This window comes from Ruegeria sp. AK4 (genome assembly GCF_056541025.1).
The window spans coordinates 123,238-139,044 of the sequence record NZ_JBQFXS010000009.1 but is presented as its reverse complement, the minus strand read 5'-3'; the positions used below and the strand labels follow the sequence as shown (position 1 = coordinate 139,044).

At 62.7% G+C, this 15,807-nt stretch carries 14 protein-coding genes; 10 read left to right on the top strand and 4 right to left on the bottom strand.

Annotated features, from left to right (window positions below; all coding sequences use genetic code 11):
* Positions 1 to 6: 6 nt before the first annotated feature.
* Genes ACR0EZ_RS16775 through ACR0EZ_RS16760 form a run of 4 tightly spaced genes read right to left on the bottom strand, consistent with a single transcriptional unit; the run spans position 7 to position 4,737 of the window.
* Positions 7 to 636 (bottom strand): DUF3726 domain-containing protein, encoded by a 630-nt coding sequence (locus ACR0EZ_RS16775; protein ID WP_480615215.1) that lies wholly within the window; start codon positions 634 to 636, stop codon positions 7 to 9.
* Entirely contained in the window at positions 633 to 2,318 is a 1,686-nt protein-coding gene (locus tag ACR0EZ_RS16770) for a hypothetical protein (RefSeq protein ID WP_480615213.1), read from the bottom strand. The genes ACR0EZ_RS16775 and ACR0EZ_RS16770 overlap by 4 nt, the downstream gene beginning before the upstream one ends.
* Entirely contained in the window at positions 2,315 to 3,292 is a 978-nt protein-coding gene (locus tag ACR0EZ_RS16765) for a membrane dipeptidase (RefSeq protein ID WP_480615211.1), read from the bottom strand. The genes ACR0EZ_RS16770 and ACR0EZ_RS16765 overlap by 4 nt, the downstream gene beginning before the upstream one ends.
* The gene (locus ACR0EZ_RS16760; protein WP_480615209.1) at positions 3,292 to 4,737 is read right to left on the bottom strand and encodes an aldehyde dehydrogenase family protein; all 1,446 of its coding nucleotides are present in this window, start codon (positions 4,735 to 4,737) and stop codon (positions 3,292 to 3,294) included. Before ACR0EZ_RS16760 ends, ACR0EZ_RS16765 begins: the two co-directional genes overlap by 1 nt.
* Positions 4,738 to 4,839: 102 nt before the next feature.
* Between ACR0EZ_RS16760 and ACR0EZ_RS16755 the strand changes: the two genes are divergently transcribed.
* The 10 genes from ACR0EZ_RS16755 (at position 4,840) to ACR0EZ_RS16710 (ending at position 15,802) form a co-directional block, all read left to right on the top strand.
* Positions 4,840 to 5,742, top strand: coding sequence for a LysR family transcriptional regulator (locus ACR0EZ_RS16755; RefSeq protein ID WP_480615207.1), 903 nt, complete (start codon positions 4,840 to 4,842; stop codon positions 5,740 to 5,742).
* 115 nt (positions 5,743 to 5,857) lie between these two features.
* Positions 5,858 to 6,373, top strand: a complete 516-nt coding sequence (napF, locus tag ACR0EZ_RS16750) for a ferredoxin-type protein NapF (protein ID WP_480615205.1) — start codon at positions 5,858 to 5,860, stop codon at positions 6,371 to 6,373.
* Positions 6,370 to 6,660, top strand: a complete 291-nt coding sequence (locus tag ACR0EZ_RS16745) for a chaperone NapD (protein ID WP_480615203.1) — start codon at positions 6,370 to 6,372, stop codon at positions 6,658 to 6,660. Before napF ends, ACR0EZ_RS16745 begins: the two co-directional genes overlap by 4 nt.
* Positions 6,660 to 9,152, top strand: a complete 2,493-nt coding sequence (gene napA / locus ACR0EZ_RS16740; protein ID WP_480615201.1) for a nitrate reductase catalytic subunit NapA — start codon at positions 6,660 to 6,662, stop codon at positions 9,150 to 9,152. The genes ACR0EZ_RS16745 and napA overlap by 1 nt, the downstream gene beginning before the upstream one ends.
* A 27-nt stretch (positions 9,153 to 9,179) precedes the next feature.
* Entirely contained in the window at positions 9,180 to 10,001 is an 822-nt protein-coding gene (gene napG, locus ACR0EZ_RS16735; RefSeq protein ID WP_480615199.1) for a ferredoxin-type protein NapG, read from the top strand.
* A complete protein-coding gene (gene napH / locus ACR0EZ_RS16730; protein WP_480615197.1) occupies positions 9,998 to 10,915 on the top strand; it encodes a quinol dehydrogenase ferredoxin subunit NapH in 918 nt (305 codons plus the stop codon). Before napG ends, napH begins: the two co-directional genes overlap by 4 nt.
* Positions 10,916 to 10,927: 12 nt before the next feature.
* Entirely contained in the window at positions 10,928 to 11,365 is a 438-nt protein-coding gene (locus ACR0EZ_RS16725) for a nitrate reductase cytochrome c-type subunit (RefSeq protein WP_480615195.1), read from the top strand.
* Positions 11,366 to 11,394: 29 nt separating this feature from the next.
* On the top strand, positions 11,395 to 12,096 hold the full coding sequence (locus ACR0EZ_RS16720) for a NapC/NirT family cytochrome c (protein WP_480615193.1): 702 nt from the start codon (positions 11,395 to 11,397) through the stop codon (positions 12,094 to 12,096).
* A gap of 13 nt (positions 12,097 to 12,109) precedes the next feature.
* Complete coding sequence (locus ACR0EZ_RS16715) at positions 12,110 to 12,367, top strand: hypothetical protein (RefSeq protein WP_480615192.1); 258 nt, start codon at positions 12,110 to 12,112, stop codon at positions 12,365 to 12,367.
* A 159-nt stretch (positions 12,368 to 12,526) separates the two neighbouring features.
* A complete protein-coding gene (locus ACR0EZ_RS16710; protein ID WP_480615190.1) occupies positions 12,527 to 15,802 on the top strand; it encodes an adenylate/guanylate cyclase domain-containing protein in 3,276 nt (1,091 codons plus the stop codon).
* Positions 15,803 to 15,807 lie beyond the last annotated feature (5 nt).

The window sequence follows — 15,807 nt, the reverse complement described above, 5'->3', positions numbered from 1 at the left end:
TCCCCTTCATTCATTGTCGGACAGCCCCGACCCGGCCCCGAGCCTGCGGGATTCCTCGGTTGCGGGCGCATAGGTGCGGTGGGCAAAGCCGGTAAGGATGCGCCAGCTTTCCCCGTCTGGCGTGGCGCGCGTTGCCTGAGGTCGCGGATCGCCCGGTCCCGGACCCGTAGCGACGCGGACGTGGCTGGACTGGGTGGGATGGCCGTGCGGCAGGGACAGCGAAACCCCATCCGTTGCCGCGACGCAATCGTCGAACGTGACGGTCAGGCTTGCATTCAGACGCCGGGCGACATTGGCGGCAAAGGGAAGCAACAGCGCCGGGGCGGCGACATTCCGGATCAGAACCGGCCCGGTTTGCAGGGTGGCTGCATGATCCGACAGCGCTGCTCCGGTCATCAGCGGGCAAAGATCACCGTCGCCCCGCCAATCCCCGTCTACAACCCTTGGGATGTGCCGGGTCAGCGCGTCGGCATAGCCCCGGTCCAGAACTGCAGCCAGTTCTGCCGCTCCGTCCAGACCCTGCGCGCACAGCCAGCGCGTGGCTTTCGCCGCCTCTTCCGAAAGACCCCATGTGTACCCGGCACCGCGCGTGGCGCGCTTGGCAGTGGCTTCGATCTCGTTCAGGGAAAAGCTCATGGCGTGACCTCGGGATAGACCCAGAGATCGGCGTTATCGAGGGTCAGTTCCTCGGGGTAAGGCGCGCCGGAATACATGCAGATACGCACCCAGCGATCTGACCGGGGATCAAAATGCGTTGCGCCAAAGAAGGACAGTTTGGCGCGCAGCATGTCGATGGGCAGAACGGTGGCGCTGATCGTGTTGTCGCGCACCTCGCCATAGGGGGCGAAGGGGGTCATCTGCGCGCGGCGGACCGTGTGGCGGTGTTCGGGGTGGCGCAGCAGGAAAGCGGCAACCGGTACGGTGTCATCCCATCCGGTCAAACATCTGTGGGCCAAAGCCGCATCCCGCGCCGGGGCCAGAGGTTGTTCGTAGTCGGCAATCGGTTCCTCGAACCGTTCCCCCAGTCTGGGTTCCAGCTTTTCTTCCGAGACATACCACGCCCGGGCGCAGTTCTCGGGGGCGTCCCAGTCCAGATCCAGCGCCCAGTCAAAGCTTTGCCGGATCAGCGCCCGCAAGTCCGAGATCGCCATCGCGCCATCGATCACCTGCGCGCCGGAATGGGTGTCGGCCATGCAGCTTGCCAGACCATCCACAAGGTCAGGATAGGGTTCAAGGATCAGCGAGGCGATCAATTCCTGCCCCTCGGGGCTCAGCGCGGTTTCGGACCAGCGTACCAGCCGGTCCCAGGGGTGGTTTTCGGTCAGGTTGTCTTTTTCGAGATAATCCGAGATTGCCGACAGATCAGCCTTCAACGCTGCCAGCTTCTCGATCTGAACCGGATGCTCGGACTGCCACCATGAGATCGACAATCTGCTGCGCTCGAAAATGGTCCGAAAGGCACGGGCCGCGGCCACAGATGCCGTTTCGACCGACCGCACGCGCGAGATCGCCTCTTCCCGCGCCATGATCCAGTTGTTGAACAGGACCGGGTGGTTGACGATGAACGGGGCCATGCCCAGACCGGTGGAATTGCCGATCCCCAGCCAGCGGGCGATTTCGGGGTTCAGGTCTGCGGTTTTCTCGCCACCCTTGGCGCGGGCCATATGCTGTACCAAATCGCGAACGAAGGTGCGGGTCAGGTAGACCGACAGCATCTCGGCCTGAAACGGCGCGCTGGTTTCCGGGCGGTCCGCGATCTTCTCGCGATCCGCCGCCCCGAACTTGCCCGAGCCGTATACAGCGGTGGTCCGCATCAGGTATCCAACCTTGTAAATCTGCTGCAAATCCGGCTGTTGTCCCGTCGCCAGCCTGTCCACCACATGCGCCCACAACCGGACCGAGCGGTTGGCGCGTGACAGGGACAGCTCGCGTTCGCTGACGCGGCCCGCCTCTTGCAGCGGCACGTTTTGCGACAGCCGGTCGATATCTTCCGCCGTCGGCACACCGTCGAACAGGGCAAAGGTCGCGTCCCACGCCACGGCGATCACCCGGTCAGAACGCTGTTCGGGGGGCAGGTCATGGGCGAAGGCGACCAGAGAATAAGCGCGCTCTGGCCCCTGCGCCGTGTAGACGGCATGGCCGACGCCGCTGTCGTCAATCTCGAAGACCGGGCGCGAGAAGGTCCAGCGCTCATTTGCCATGCGCCGGGTCAGTTGCCGCATGAAGCTGAGCCTGCATTGATGCAGCGACCCCAGCCGCGACAGGCGCATCACCTGCGCCGGATCGCGCCGGGGGATATGCGTGCCGCTGCGGGTCATTCCGCCTGCTGTCCGAAGTTTTCGGCGAAGAAGCGATACCAGTTGCCGCCCATGATGCCCGCGACCTCATCGGCGCTCATGCCCACCGCGCGCAATCCGTCCTCGATATTGCCAAAGTCGCGGTTGTCCTGAAACCAGCCCGGCATCGGTGGGAAACCGGGGGCCGAGGCTGAGCCTTCGCCATAGTCGATTTCCTTGGTCCAGCGCCCCACGCGCATCCATTCCACCACGCTGTCGGGCTGGTCCTGACACAGATCGGTGCCGATCCCCAGATGCTGTGCGCCATATTTATCAGCCGTCCGGGCGATCATTTCGCAGAAACTCTCCAGCGTGCAGGCGGATTTGTCCTTCAGGTGATGAGGGTAGACCGAAAAGCCCAGCATCCCACCCCGTTCCGTAACCGCCCGGATCACCGCATCGCGCTTGTTGCGCAGCGCAGGGGCCCAGTCATGCGGATTCGCGTGGGTGATGGCAATGGGCCGCTCAGACAGGTCGGCGGCCTCGATAGTCGAGCGGTCGGCGGAATGGCTCATGTCGATGACAAGGCCGACACGGTTCATTTCGCGGATCACCTGTTTGCCCATACGGGTGATGCCGGTATCTTCGGCCTCATAGCAACCGGTCGCCAGCAGGGACTGGTTGTTATAGGTCAGTTGCATGAACCGCGCGCCCAGATCGTGCAGGATTTCCACCAGCCCGATATCGTCTTCGATGGGTGAGGGGTTCTGGAACCCGAAGAACACCGCCGTCCGCCCGGTTTCCCGCGCAATGTCGATATCGCTGGCCCAGCGGCCTTTTATGATCAGGTCCGGGTATTGCTCGAACCAGCGGTTCCACTTCTCAAAATTCAGGACGGTTTCGCGGAAATTCTCATGATAGGCGATGGTGACATGGATCGCGTCCACGCCGCCCTCGCGCAGTTGGCGAAAAATCTTCTCGGACCAGTTGGCGTATTGCAGCCCGTCGATACGCATCAGACCGGTGTCCCGGCGCTGATATAGGCGGTTTTTACCGTTGTGTAGAACTCGGCCGCCGCCTTGCCCTGCTCGCGCGGGCCATAGGAACTGTCGCCGCGTCCACCGAAGGGCACGTGATAGTCGGTGCCTGCGGTCGGCAGGTTCACGGTGACAACGCCGGTACGGGCGTTGCGGCGGAAATGGGTGGCGCGGGCAAGGTTCTGCGTGACGATGCCCGAGGTCAGGCCGAAATTGGTGTCGTTCACCACGCTTAGCGCTTCGTCATAGCTGTCGACCCAGATGACGCTGGTCAGCGGCGCGAACATCTCTTCGCGGTTGATGCGCATATCGTTGGTGGTGTTCAGGAACACACCGGGGGACATGTAGAACCCGTCATGCGGCATCTCCAGCCGTTGTCCGCCGCAGGCCAGTTCCGCGCCCTCAGACTGGCCCAGATCGACATAGGCCAGGTTCTCGTGCAATTGCTGTTCGCTGACAACCGGCCCCATCTGGGTGCCGTCCTCAAGCGCATGCCCGACCTGCATCGCCTGCGCGCCCGCGACCAGCTTTTCGACAAAGGCATCGTGAATGCCCGCATGCACCACAAGGCGCGAGGAGGCGGTGCATTTCTGACCTGTCCCGCCAAACGCGCCGCCCAAAGCCAGCGAAACCGCCAGATCCAGATCGGCATCGTCCATCACGGCCAGTGCGTTCTTCGACCCCATCTCCATCTGCACCTTGGTCAGGTTCTGGATCGCTGCCGCTGCGATGCCCTTGCCCACTGGAACCGAGCCGGTGAAGGAAATCGCGTTGACCGATGGGCTTTCGACCAGACGCTGCCCGATGCTGCGCCCCGAGCCCATCACAAGGCTGAACAGACCTTTGGGGATGTCCTGCCGTTCGATGATCTTGGTCAGCGCCACGGCCGAGGCCGGGGTCAGGTTCGCAGGTTTCCACACCACCGCGTTGCCGTAGCAAAGCGCCGGTGCAATCTTCCATGATGCGGTCGCGGTGGGGAAATTCCACGGGCTGATGATGGCAACTACGCCCACGGGTTCGCGGCGCACGTCGATCTCGACACCGGGGCGGACGCTGTCGGCGTTTTCGCCGATCTGGCGCAGGCATTCGGCGGCGTAATAGGTGAAGAACTGACCGGCGCGATAGACCTCGCCCTTGCCTTCGGCCAGCGGCTTGCCCTCTTCCCGGCTCAGCAGCATTCCCAGCTCTTCGGCACGGGCCATCAATTCGGTGCCGATATTCATCAGGACCGCCTGCTTGCGCTCGGGCAAGTACGCGGCCCATTCGGCCTGCGCAATCCGCGCCTGATCCAGCGCCGCGTCCAGTTGCTCGGCGCTGGCTTGTGCGAACAGGCCAACCAGATCGCTCAGATCCGAGGGGTTGCGGTTTTCAATCTCGGAGTCGCCCGCCAGCCATTCGCCGGCGATCAGGTTCAGTTTGGTCACGTCAGGCCCCAAATGCACAGGTTCAGTTGGGAACAGGATGGATTTTGTTCGTTACATCAGTCAAACTCAAATAACTTTAACCCAGTTCAGGAAATCTGAAGCATGGCCATCAAGATCGAAATGCTGCGCTGCTTCTGCACCGTCGCACAGACCGGCAATCTGGCCGAGGCTGCGGACCGTCTGGGCCGCACCCAGTCCGCCGTGTCCATGACGCTGAAACAGCTTGAGGATCATCTGGGCAGGAAACTGTTTGAAGGGGAACGAAAAAACCAGCTGTCGCCGCTGGGACAGCAGGTGTTCGATCTGGCGCTGCGGCAGGTGCGCGAGTTTGATCAGACCGTCCAAAACATCGAAACGGCGGCTCTCGCCGAACATGGGTTGATCCGAATCGTCGCGGTGCCGTCGGTTGGGGCAGTGCTGTTCCCATCGCTGCTGGAGCATATGACGACGCGGTTTCCGGGCCTCAAGGTCGATCTGCGCGATGCGGATACGCAGCAGGTTCTGGACGCCGTGGCCGGGGACAGCGCCGATATCGGGCTTGCGTCCGGTCATCACCCGCTGAATGGGGTTCAGGCCGTTCCCTTGTTCGAAGACCGCTTTGGCCTTGTTGCCGCGTCGGATCACCCGCTGTTCGCGCGGGCCGGGCCGCCGAAAATCGTGGACCTTGCGGGCATCCCGTTTCTGCGAAACCCGCTATGCGATTCCATAACCTCGGACGCGTTTCAGGACGTGCTGAAAGCGTCCGGGGTCACGATCCACAATACGCATTCGCTGATCACGATGGTGCGCACCGGGCGCTTCGCCACGGTATTGCCGCAGACGGTGGCGCAGTTTCTTCCCGACAACGTGGTATTTCGCCCGATTGCAGACGTATCGGAAATGCGCAGAGTTTACCTTTATGCCCGCGAAAGGGCGCGTTTCAATGAGATCATTGACGCCTGCCGGTCGTTTATTCTGACGAACACACCGCCCCGCGACCGCGCCGGGCGGCAGCGATCTAATTAATTTGCCTAAAGACCAGGCGTCTGCCACATTGACCTGTATCAAATCTGAGCATCTAAAAAGCTGCTACGACGGCGAAATCACAGTATGATGTTGCCAGAGGATTGGTCGCCAGCGCATGAGCCAGTTGACCACAAGACGCGCGTTTCTAAGCGCCCGCATGCTCCGCGAGGATGCTGATGCGGTGCGCCCGCCCGGTGCGGCCGAGGCGGGGTTTTCCGATCTGTGCACGGCCTGCGGGGATTGCGTAAGCGCGTGCCCCGAAGGCATCATCGCCGTCGATGATGGCGGTTTGCCCGTGGTGCAGCTGAACACCGGCGCCTGCACCTTTTGTGGCGAATGTGCCCGGTCCTGTGCCACCGATGCCCTCGATCCCGAGCGGGTGCCGGACTGGCCATGGCGGGCGGCGGTTCAGGGTGCGGATTGCCTGTCGATGAACGGTGTCAGCTGCCGCCTGTGTCAGGACAGCTGCGATCAGAACGCCATCGGGTTCAGGCTGCAACTTGCGGGTCGCGCCGACCCGGTCCTGGACCTGGACAGTTGCATCGGATGCGGCGCATGCGCCGCTGCCTGCCCTGTCGGTGCGGTGTCCTTTGAACGCGCCACCACCCCTCAAACGGAAGTGATCCAATGAATATCTGCGGTTGCCTTGTCCATGTCGCCCCGGACCGCACCGACGCGGCCCGCGCCGAGATGACCGGCGTTCCGGGCGTGGAAGTGCATGCCGAGGCCGAAGACGGCCGTTTTGTTGTTGTCGTCGAAGATACGCCCGACCGTCTGGCGTCGGAAATCATCATGGATCTGCACCAGATCCCGGGGGTGATCTCGCTCTCGCTGACCTATCACCATTTCGAAGAACTCGCGGGGCCCGCTCCGCAAACCAACGCTCCAAGCCAACCGCCCAGCAGGAGGCCCGTATAATGACTGTTTCTGAATCCCGCCGCACCTTCCTCAAGGCGTCTGCGGCTGCCGCAACCGCCTCGGCCGCAGGCATCCCGATGGCCGCAGGTCAGGCCAACGCACAAGTCGGCAACCCCGACATCCGCTGGGACAAGGCGGCCTGCCGGTTCTGCGGCACCGGCTGTTCGGTTCTGGTCGGCACCAAGGATGGCCGCGTGGTCGCCACGCAGGGCGACCCGGATGCGCCGGTCAACCGGGGCCTGAACTGCATCAAGGGCTATTTCCTGTCCAAGATCATGTACGGCAAGGACCGCCTGACCACGCCGCTGCTGCGCAAGACCAATGGCGAATATGACAAGAACGGTGAGTTCGAACCCGTCAGCTGGGACGAAGCCTTTGACGTCATGGCCGCCAAGTGGAAAGAGGCGCTGGCCAAGAAAGGTCCGACCAGTGTCGGCATGTTCGGCTCGGGGCAGTGGACCGTCTGGGAGGGCTATGCGGCGTCCAAGCTGATGAAAGCGGGCTTCCGGTCCAACAATATCGACCCCAACGCGCGCCACTGCATGGCCTCGGCTGTGGTGGGGTTCATCCGCACCTTCGGCATTGACGAGCCGATGGGCTGCTATGACGATCTGGAACACGCCGATACCTTCGTGCTCTGGGGCTCGAACATGGCCGAGATGCACCCGATCCTGTGGTCGCGCCTGACCGATACCCGCCTGACCAAGCCGGGCTGCGAGGTGCATGTGCTGTCGACCTTCGAACACCGCTCGTTCGAGCTGGCCGATAATGGCATGGTCTTTGCGCCGCAGACCGATCTGGCGATCCTGAACTATATCGCCAACTACATCATCCAGACCGGCGCGGTGAACCAAGAGTTCGTCAACAACCACGTCAACATCACCAAGACCGCCACCGATATCGGCTATGGCCTGCGCGACACCAACGCGTTGCAGCAAGAGGCCGCGAACCCGAACTCGGGCAAGATGGAACCGATCAGCTTTGACGAATACGCCGAAGCGGTCGCACCCTACACGCTGGAATACACCGCCGAACTGTCGGGCGTTCCGGCGGACAAGCTTGAGAAACTGGCCAAGCAATATGCCGACCCCAACCGCAAGGTCATGAGCCTGTGGACCATGGGCTTCAACCAGCACACGCGCGGGTCCTGGGTGAACTCGCTGATGTACAACGTGCATTTGCTGGTGGGTAAGATTTCGGAACCCGGCAACTCGCCGTTTTCGCTGACCGGTCAGCCCTCGGCCTGTGGCACGGCGCGCGAGGTCGGCACCTTTGCCCACCGTCTGCCCGCCGACATGGTGGTGGCAAACGACAAGCACCGCGAGATTTGCGAAACCGCCTGGAAGATACCCGCAGGCACCATCCCGCCCAAGCCCGGTTTTCACGCCGTGCTGCAGCACCGCAAGCTGAAAGACGGCGATCTGAACGCCTATTGGGTGCAGTGCAACAACAACATGCAGGCCGCGCCCAACATCAACGAAGAAGGTTATCCCGGCTATCGCAACCCCGATAACTTCATCACGGTCTCTGATCCTTATCCGACGGTCACCGCCGTGTCTGCCGACCTGATCCTGCCCACCGCCATGTGGGTCGAGAAAGAGGGCGCCTATGGCAATGCCGAACGCCGCACCCAGTTCTGGCGGCAGCAGGTACAGGCCCCGGGCGAAGCGAAGTCCGACCTGTGGCAGCTGATGGAGTTTTCCAAACGCTTCACCGTCGAAGAGGTCTGGGGCGAGGAACTGCTGGCCAAGATGCCCGAACATCGCGGCAAGACCATGTTCGACGTGCTCTATGCCAACGGTCAGGTCGACAAGTTCCCGCTGTCGGAAACGGCAGAAGGCTTCCACAATGACGATGCCGAGCATTTCGGGTTCTACGTCCAGAAAGGCCTGTTCGAGGAATATGCCGAGTTCGGGCGCGGTCACGCGCATGATCTGGCACCCTTCGAGATGTACCATCAGGCGCGCGGCATGCGCTGGCCGGTCGTGGACGGCAAGGAAACGCTCTATCGCTTCCGCGAAGGCTATGACCCCTATGTGCCCGAAGGGGCGGGCGTGAAGTTCTATGGCAAGAAGGATGGCAAGGCCAATATCATCTTTGCCCCTTATGAACCCGCCGCCGAAGAGCCGGATGAAGAATACGATCTGTGGCTGTCCACGGGTCGCGTGCTGGAACACTGGCATTCGGGCTCGATGACGCGCCGCGTGCCGGAACTGCACCGGGCGTATCCCTCGGCTGTGGTCTACATGCACCCCGAGGACGCGCGTGATCGCGGTCTGCGCCGCGGGCAGGAGATCGTCCTGTCCACCCGCCGGGGCGAGGTCACCAGCCGGGTCGAAACCCGTGGGCGCAACAAGGTGCCGCGCGGTCTGGTATTCATGCCATGGTTCGACGAGCATCAGCTGACCAACAAGCTGACGCTGGATGCCACCTGCCCGCTGTCGAAAGAGACCGACTTCAAGAAATGCGCCTGCAAGGTCGAGCGCGCGTAACCGGCAAGGATCGCAAAGGTCGTCCCCATGTCCCCCCTTGCCGACAAACCCCTTTCGCCGCAACGGCGCCGTTTCCTGCAGGATTCGGCGCGGGCAGCGGGCGGCTGCGCGGTCGCCGGGTCGCTGCTGGCCTGGCTGGCCCGCGACGCGCGCGCGCTGCCGGCCGAGGCCCTGCGCCCGCCCGGTGCGCTGCCGGAAAAGGAGTTTCTGTCGGCCTGCATCCGCTGCGGGCTGTGCGTGCGGGACTGTCCTTATGACACGTTGAAACTGGCCGAACTGGGCGTGGATGCGGTGGCGACCGGCACGCCCTATTTCACCGCCCGCGATGTGCCGTGTGAGATGTGCGACGACATTCCTTGCGTCGCCGCCTGTCCCACCGGGGCGCTGGACCCCGGACTGGATGATATCGACGAAGCCGAAATGGGCGTCGCCGTACTGGTCGATCAGGAAAACTGCCTGAATTTCCTCGGGCTGCGCTGCGATGTCTGCTACCGGGTCTGCCCGGTGATTGACGAAGCGATCACGCTTGAAACCGCGCATAACGCCCGCTCGGGCCATCACGCGCTGTTCATCCCGACCGTGCATGCCGACCGCTGCACCGGCTGCGGCATGTGCGAAAAAAGTTGCGTTCTTCCTGAAGCCGCGATCAAGGTTCTGCCCGCCCGTCTGGCCCGAGGCTCCGGCGCCGATCACTATCGCAAAGGCTGGGAAGAGAAAGAGGCCAGGGGCGCGCCGCTGGTCGAAGGCGTCATCGACCTGCCGGACCGCCTGCCGGGACCGGGCATCGACAATCTGGCCGCGCCGGGCGGTTTTGAACCGGGGTATGGCTTGCCGGGGGTAGGACAATGAGCGCCCGCACCCATATGCCCGTGGGTCAGGAGGCTATTGAGGCCAAAGGCTGGCTCGGGGCTCATAAATACCTGCTGCTGCGCCGCGCCAGCCAGCTGTTCTTTCTGGCCCTGTTCCTGCTGGGGCCGTGGTTTGGCATCTGGATCGTTCAGGGCACGCTGGCCGGGTCTCTGATTCTGGGCGTGCTGCCGCTGACGGACCCGTTGGTTCTGTCGCAAAGCGTGATCGCCGGGCACTGGCCTGAGCTGACGGCGCTGATCGGCGGGCTGATCGTTCTGTTGGCCTATGCGTTGATCGGCGGGCGGGTCTATTGTTCCTGGGTCTGCCCGATCAACCCGGTGACCGATGCCGCCAACTGGCTGCACCGCAAGCTGGACCTGCCGAAAGGCTGGCAGCCCAAACGCGGCACCCGCCTGTGGATATTGGCGACGGTTCTGATTGTCTCGGGCCTGACCGGCGTGATTGCGTGGGAGTTGATCAACCCGATCACCATGCTGCACCGCGGGCTGGTCTTTGGCATGGGCTTCGTCTGGGCCATGATCGCCGCGATCTTCGTCTTCGATCTGTTTGTCGCGCGCCACGGCTGGTGCGGGCATCTGTGCCCGGTCGGCGCGTTCTATGGGCTGGTGGGGTCCAAAGCGATGCTGCGCGTCAGTGCCGCCAACCGCTCTGCCTGTGACGACTGCATGGATTGTTATGCCGTCTGTCCCGAAAATCAGGTCATCTCGCCCGCGCTGAAGGGCAAGCCGGGCAGCACGCCGGTCATCCTGTCGCCCGACTGCTCCAATTGCGGCCGCTGCATCGATGTCTGCGCGGTCGACGTGTTCACCTTTACTCACCGGTTCGACGACCATGTCGCCGCACCTTCCGATCCAGTTGCCGCGTCCGATACACGCGCCGCCAGACCTATTTAAGGGAGTGCCAAGATGAAAAAATCAATCGTGACAGGCGGATTTGCCCTGATCCCCGTTTTGCTCCTGAGCGGGTTCGCCCTCGCGCAGTCAGCCCAGGTGCAGACTTTGCGCGGGGCCGAAGTGGACGAGCCGATTCCGCTGGATCAGATTCACGGCAATATCGAAAAGCGGATGCAGCGGAACTATCGCCACCAGCCGCCGCTGATCCCGCATTCGATCGAGCAGTACCAGATCGATATCCGGACCAATCAGTGCCTGTCCTGCCATGACTGGACCAAGGCGGGCGAACGCAATGCGCCGACCCTGTCGATGACCCACTATCTGGACCGCGAAGGCCGCGAGCTGGATCAGATTTCCGGCACCCGGTATTTCTGCAACCAGTGCCACGTGCCGCAGGCCAACGCCCCGGCGCTGGTCGATAACGTCTTTCAGCCGTCCTCCGGCAACTGATCCAACGCAAGATTGAAAGGAGCCGCGATATGGCAGACTCCCCCGAAAAACGCGGTTGGATTGGCCGCCTCTGGACCTGGATCTGGACCCCGGCGGTTGCCTTCAGTTCAGGCTTCCTGATCCTGGCGGGCTTTCTGGCCGGTATCCTGTTCTGGGGCGGATTCCACTGGACGCTGGAACTGACCAATACCGAGGAATTCTGCGTCTCGTGCCACACGATGGAAACCAATCTGGGCGAGTATCGCGAGACCATCCACTACAACAACCATTCGGGCGTCCGTGCGATCTGTTCCGATTGCCACGTGCCGCATGAATGGAACCACAAGATCAAAGCCAAGATCATGGCGGTCAAGGATGTCTATCACGAACTGGCCGGCACCATCAGCACGCCCGAGAAATACGAGGATCACCGGCTGGCGATGGCCTCTGCCGTATGGAAAAAGATGAAGGCGTCGGACAGCCGGGAATGCCGCAACTGCCACAATTTCGACTATATGGACTTTACCATTCAGGAAGCCCGCGCCGCATCCGAACACCAGCGCGCGATTGATGAAAACATGACCTGCATCGACTGCCATCAGGGCATCGCGCACAGCCTACCGCCGAATTATCTGGAGGAATACCAGAACGTTACCGAAGCGCTGAATGGCGAAGCAGACACGCCGCTGGAACAACAGGCGGCGGCAGACAGCGACGAAATCCGGTCATTTCTGGCCACGCGTACGGAATAAGTGAGGGCACAGTATGCTTGATATTCTTGGAACCATCGGCGGCAATGTCATCAGCCTGCCGGGCATTCTGGGTCTGGCGCTGGGCATGATGACCCGCAAGCTGTGGCTGGGTGCCCTGCTGGGCGGGCTGGTCGGCGTGTTCGAGACACTGGTTTTTGCCGGTTTTCAGTTCGCCCATGTCGAAACGCTGGAACTGCTGATCGCCGTCATCGTCGGCGTCTGCGCCGGTAGCCTGGGCACCGCCATTCGCCTGAAAGGGGCGACGGTCTGAACGCGCCTGTCTTCTGAACCTTGACGGAAAGCCCCCGCTTTTGGTGGGCTTTCCGATAATAACCCTGATCAAAAACATTAATTTATTCACTACATGCAGACTCGGCGGGTTTTGCTGTGCTAGGTTGCGCCTTGAAGCTGGGGACTTCAGAGGGGCGACATGTCTCAGGACCTTGGGGGATGGCTGAGCGCGCACGGATTGTCTGACTACGCGCAAGCTTTTTTGGATAACAAGATCGATTTTGAAATTCTGCCCGATTTGACGGGCGACGATCTGATCGAAATTGGGGTAACTGCTGTCGGCGACCGCCGGCGATTGCTGCGCGCCATTGCCGAGCTTGAAAAGAGCATCGAGGAAACGGGGGCCACGCCCGAGGCCGCTCTGGAACCGGCGCGGCGGCAGGTCACGGTGATGTTTGCCGATCTGGTGGGGTTCACCAAACTGTCCAGCGAACTGGACGCCGAAGACCTGCACGAGTTGCTGAACGACTTTTTCAGCAAGGTCGACAGCGTGGTCGAAAAATACGGCGGCCGTATCGACAAACATATCGGCGACGCGGTGATGGCGGTGTTCGGCGCGCCGATTTCGCACACCAACGATACCGAACGGGCGGCGCGGGCGGCGCTGGATATTCATGCGGTGCTGCCCTCGCTGAGCCGCCCGCTGTCATGCCATATCGGCATTGCCTCCGGGCAGGTCATCGCCAGCACCACCGGCAGTCAGGCCCATACGGAATACACCGTCACCGGCGACGGGGTGAATCTGGCCTCGCGGCTGACCGATATATGCGATCCGGGTGAAACGCTGGTCTCGCATGACATCCAGCGCGCGCTGGGGCCACTGTTTGTCGGGGAAACCCTTGGAACCAAACCGATCAAGGGGCTGAATGACCCGGTCGAGGTCTGGCGGCTGGCCCGGCTGGCCCGCAACATCCGGACCCGGCGGCACAGGTTCATCGGGCGTGAACGGGAACTGTCGCTGTTCTCGGCAACGTTCGAGCGTTGCCAGCGCCATGGCAAGGGCGAGGTTCACATCGTTCTGGGCGAACCCGGCATCGGCAAGACCCATCTGTCGGAACAGGTGGCCGAGATGGCACAAAGCCTGTCTTATTCCACCCACAACGGCGTCGTTATGGATTTCGGCGCGCGCGAGGGGCATTCGGCCATCCAGTCCGTGGCGCGCAGCATTCTTGGGCTGGAACCTTCGGACGATGCGGCGACCGGTGCGGCGGTGGCCAAAGACGCCATCGCCAAGGGCTGGGTCAGCCCCTCGAGCGCGGCGCATCTGAATGCCTTGCTGGAACTGGAACAGGACCCCGGACTGGCCGAGGTCTATGCGGCGATGGACAACAAGGCGCGGCTGCGCGGGCGGCGTCAGGTGGTCGACGAATTGCTGTCCAGCCGCAGCCAGCAGACGCCACTGCTGATCCAGATCGAGGATATCCACTGGGCCTCGGCCGATATCCTGACCGCCTGTTCCCATATCGCCGCCGCCACGCGGGATCTGCCCTGCGTGCTGATGATGACCAGCCGGGTCGAGGGCGATCCGATCAACCGGGACTGGCAGATGGGCACGGATGGCGCGCTGATTTCCAAGCTGGAACTGGCACCGATGGGCGAAGACCAGGCCCGCCGGCTGGTCGAGGAATTCACCGGCGTCGACCCCGAGCTGCTGGACGCCTGTGTCGAACGCGCCGGCGGCAACCCGCTGTTTCTGGAACAGCTTCTGCGCAACATTGATGTGCTGAAACGGGAAAGCGTGCCCGGCAGTATTCAGGGCATCGTGCAATCCCGTCTGGACGCTTTGGATCGCAAAAGCCGCACGGCGATTCAGGCGGCCTCGGTCCTGGGGCAGCGCTTCTCGCCCGAAGTGCTGAATTTCACATTGGGCGAGGGGCATTTGGACACGACCAACCTGATCCGCTCGGCCCTGATCCGCGAAGCGGATGCCGATCTGATGTTTGCCCATGCTCTGATCCGGGACGGGTCTTATGCCACACTGGTCAAATCGGAACGCGCGCGCCTGCACCGGCAGGCGGCGAAGTGGTTCGAGGATCGCGACGCCACCCTGCGGGCGCGGCATCTGGATCGGGCGGGGGCGAACAATGCCGCGCAGGCCTATCTGGAAGCCGCCGAAAACCTGATACAAGCCTTCCAGTTCGACGATGCCAGCACCCTGATCGACCGCGCGTTGGAACTGCCGTCGCCCGCCGGTGTCCGGTTCGACCTGCTTTGCGCGCGCGGCGAAACGCATCGCCTGCAAGGGTTGTCGGACGGGGCGCTGACCGAGTTCAAGGACGCCGCCCAGCATGCCGAGACCGACGAACAGATCAGCCGGGCCCATATCGGGCTGGCGCAGGCTGCGCGGCAGGCGAGCCTGTATCAGGACGCGCTCGAGGCGCTGGATACCGCCGAGGCTGCGGCGGAACGCTGCGGCTCGGAACGGGATGTGGCGCAGATCAATTACGTGCGGGGCAACGTCTACTTCCCGCTGGGCCGCGTCGAAGAGGCGCTGCAGGCCAACGAACGCGCGTTGTCGCTGGCGCGCAAGCTGGAATCGGCCCGGCTGGAAGTGGGCGCGCTCAGCGGTTTTGGCGATGCCAACTTCATGAACGCCACCATGCAGACCGCAACCGGGTTTTATACCCAGGCGGTGGAACGGGCGCGGGAAAAGGGGCTGGTGCGCGATCTGGCGGCCAATCTGCACAACCTCAGCGTGGCGCGGAGCTATACCGGCGATGTGCGGCAGGGCATGGCGGATGCGAATGAATCGATCGAGGTGTCGCAGAAGTATTTTGCTTTCATCCCGGAATGCGTCGCCCAGACCTGTCTGGGGGTTGCGCAGATCTTTTTGGGCGAGGTGGATCAGGCGCTGGACTCGTTCCGGGTCTCTGCCGAGATCGCCAACCGCGTCGGGGCCAAACGGCTTGAGGCGCAGGCGCTGGAACATCTGGCCCGCACACAGGTCTATGCCGGGCAGATGGACGAAGCGCGCAAAACCGGACGGCAAGCGGTTGAGATCGCGCTGGAACATGGCCGCAATTTCGTGGGCCCCAAGGCGCTGTCGGCCTTGGCGATGGCCGAGACCGACCGGGACGAACAGGATCGCCTGCTGAAGCTTGGGGCCGAGATCATTGCCGAGGGCAGCGTCGGCCACAGCCACCTGCATTTCTACCCCGATGCCAGCGCCGTCATGCTGTCGCGTCAGGATTGGGATGCAGCCCTGCACTATGCCGACGGGCTGGCACAGTTCACTGCCGGTGAGCCCTTGCCGATGGTCGATCTGTCGATCCGGCAGGCGCGGCTGCTGGCCGAAAGCGGACAGCAAGACATCGCGCCATCCTCCCACGAAGATTTTGCCGCGTTGCAGGCCGGGTTCGATCAGATGGGCATCACCCAATCCTTGCTGGGGCGTGTGGATTTTCTGATCACCTGATCCGG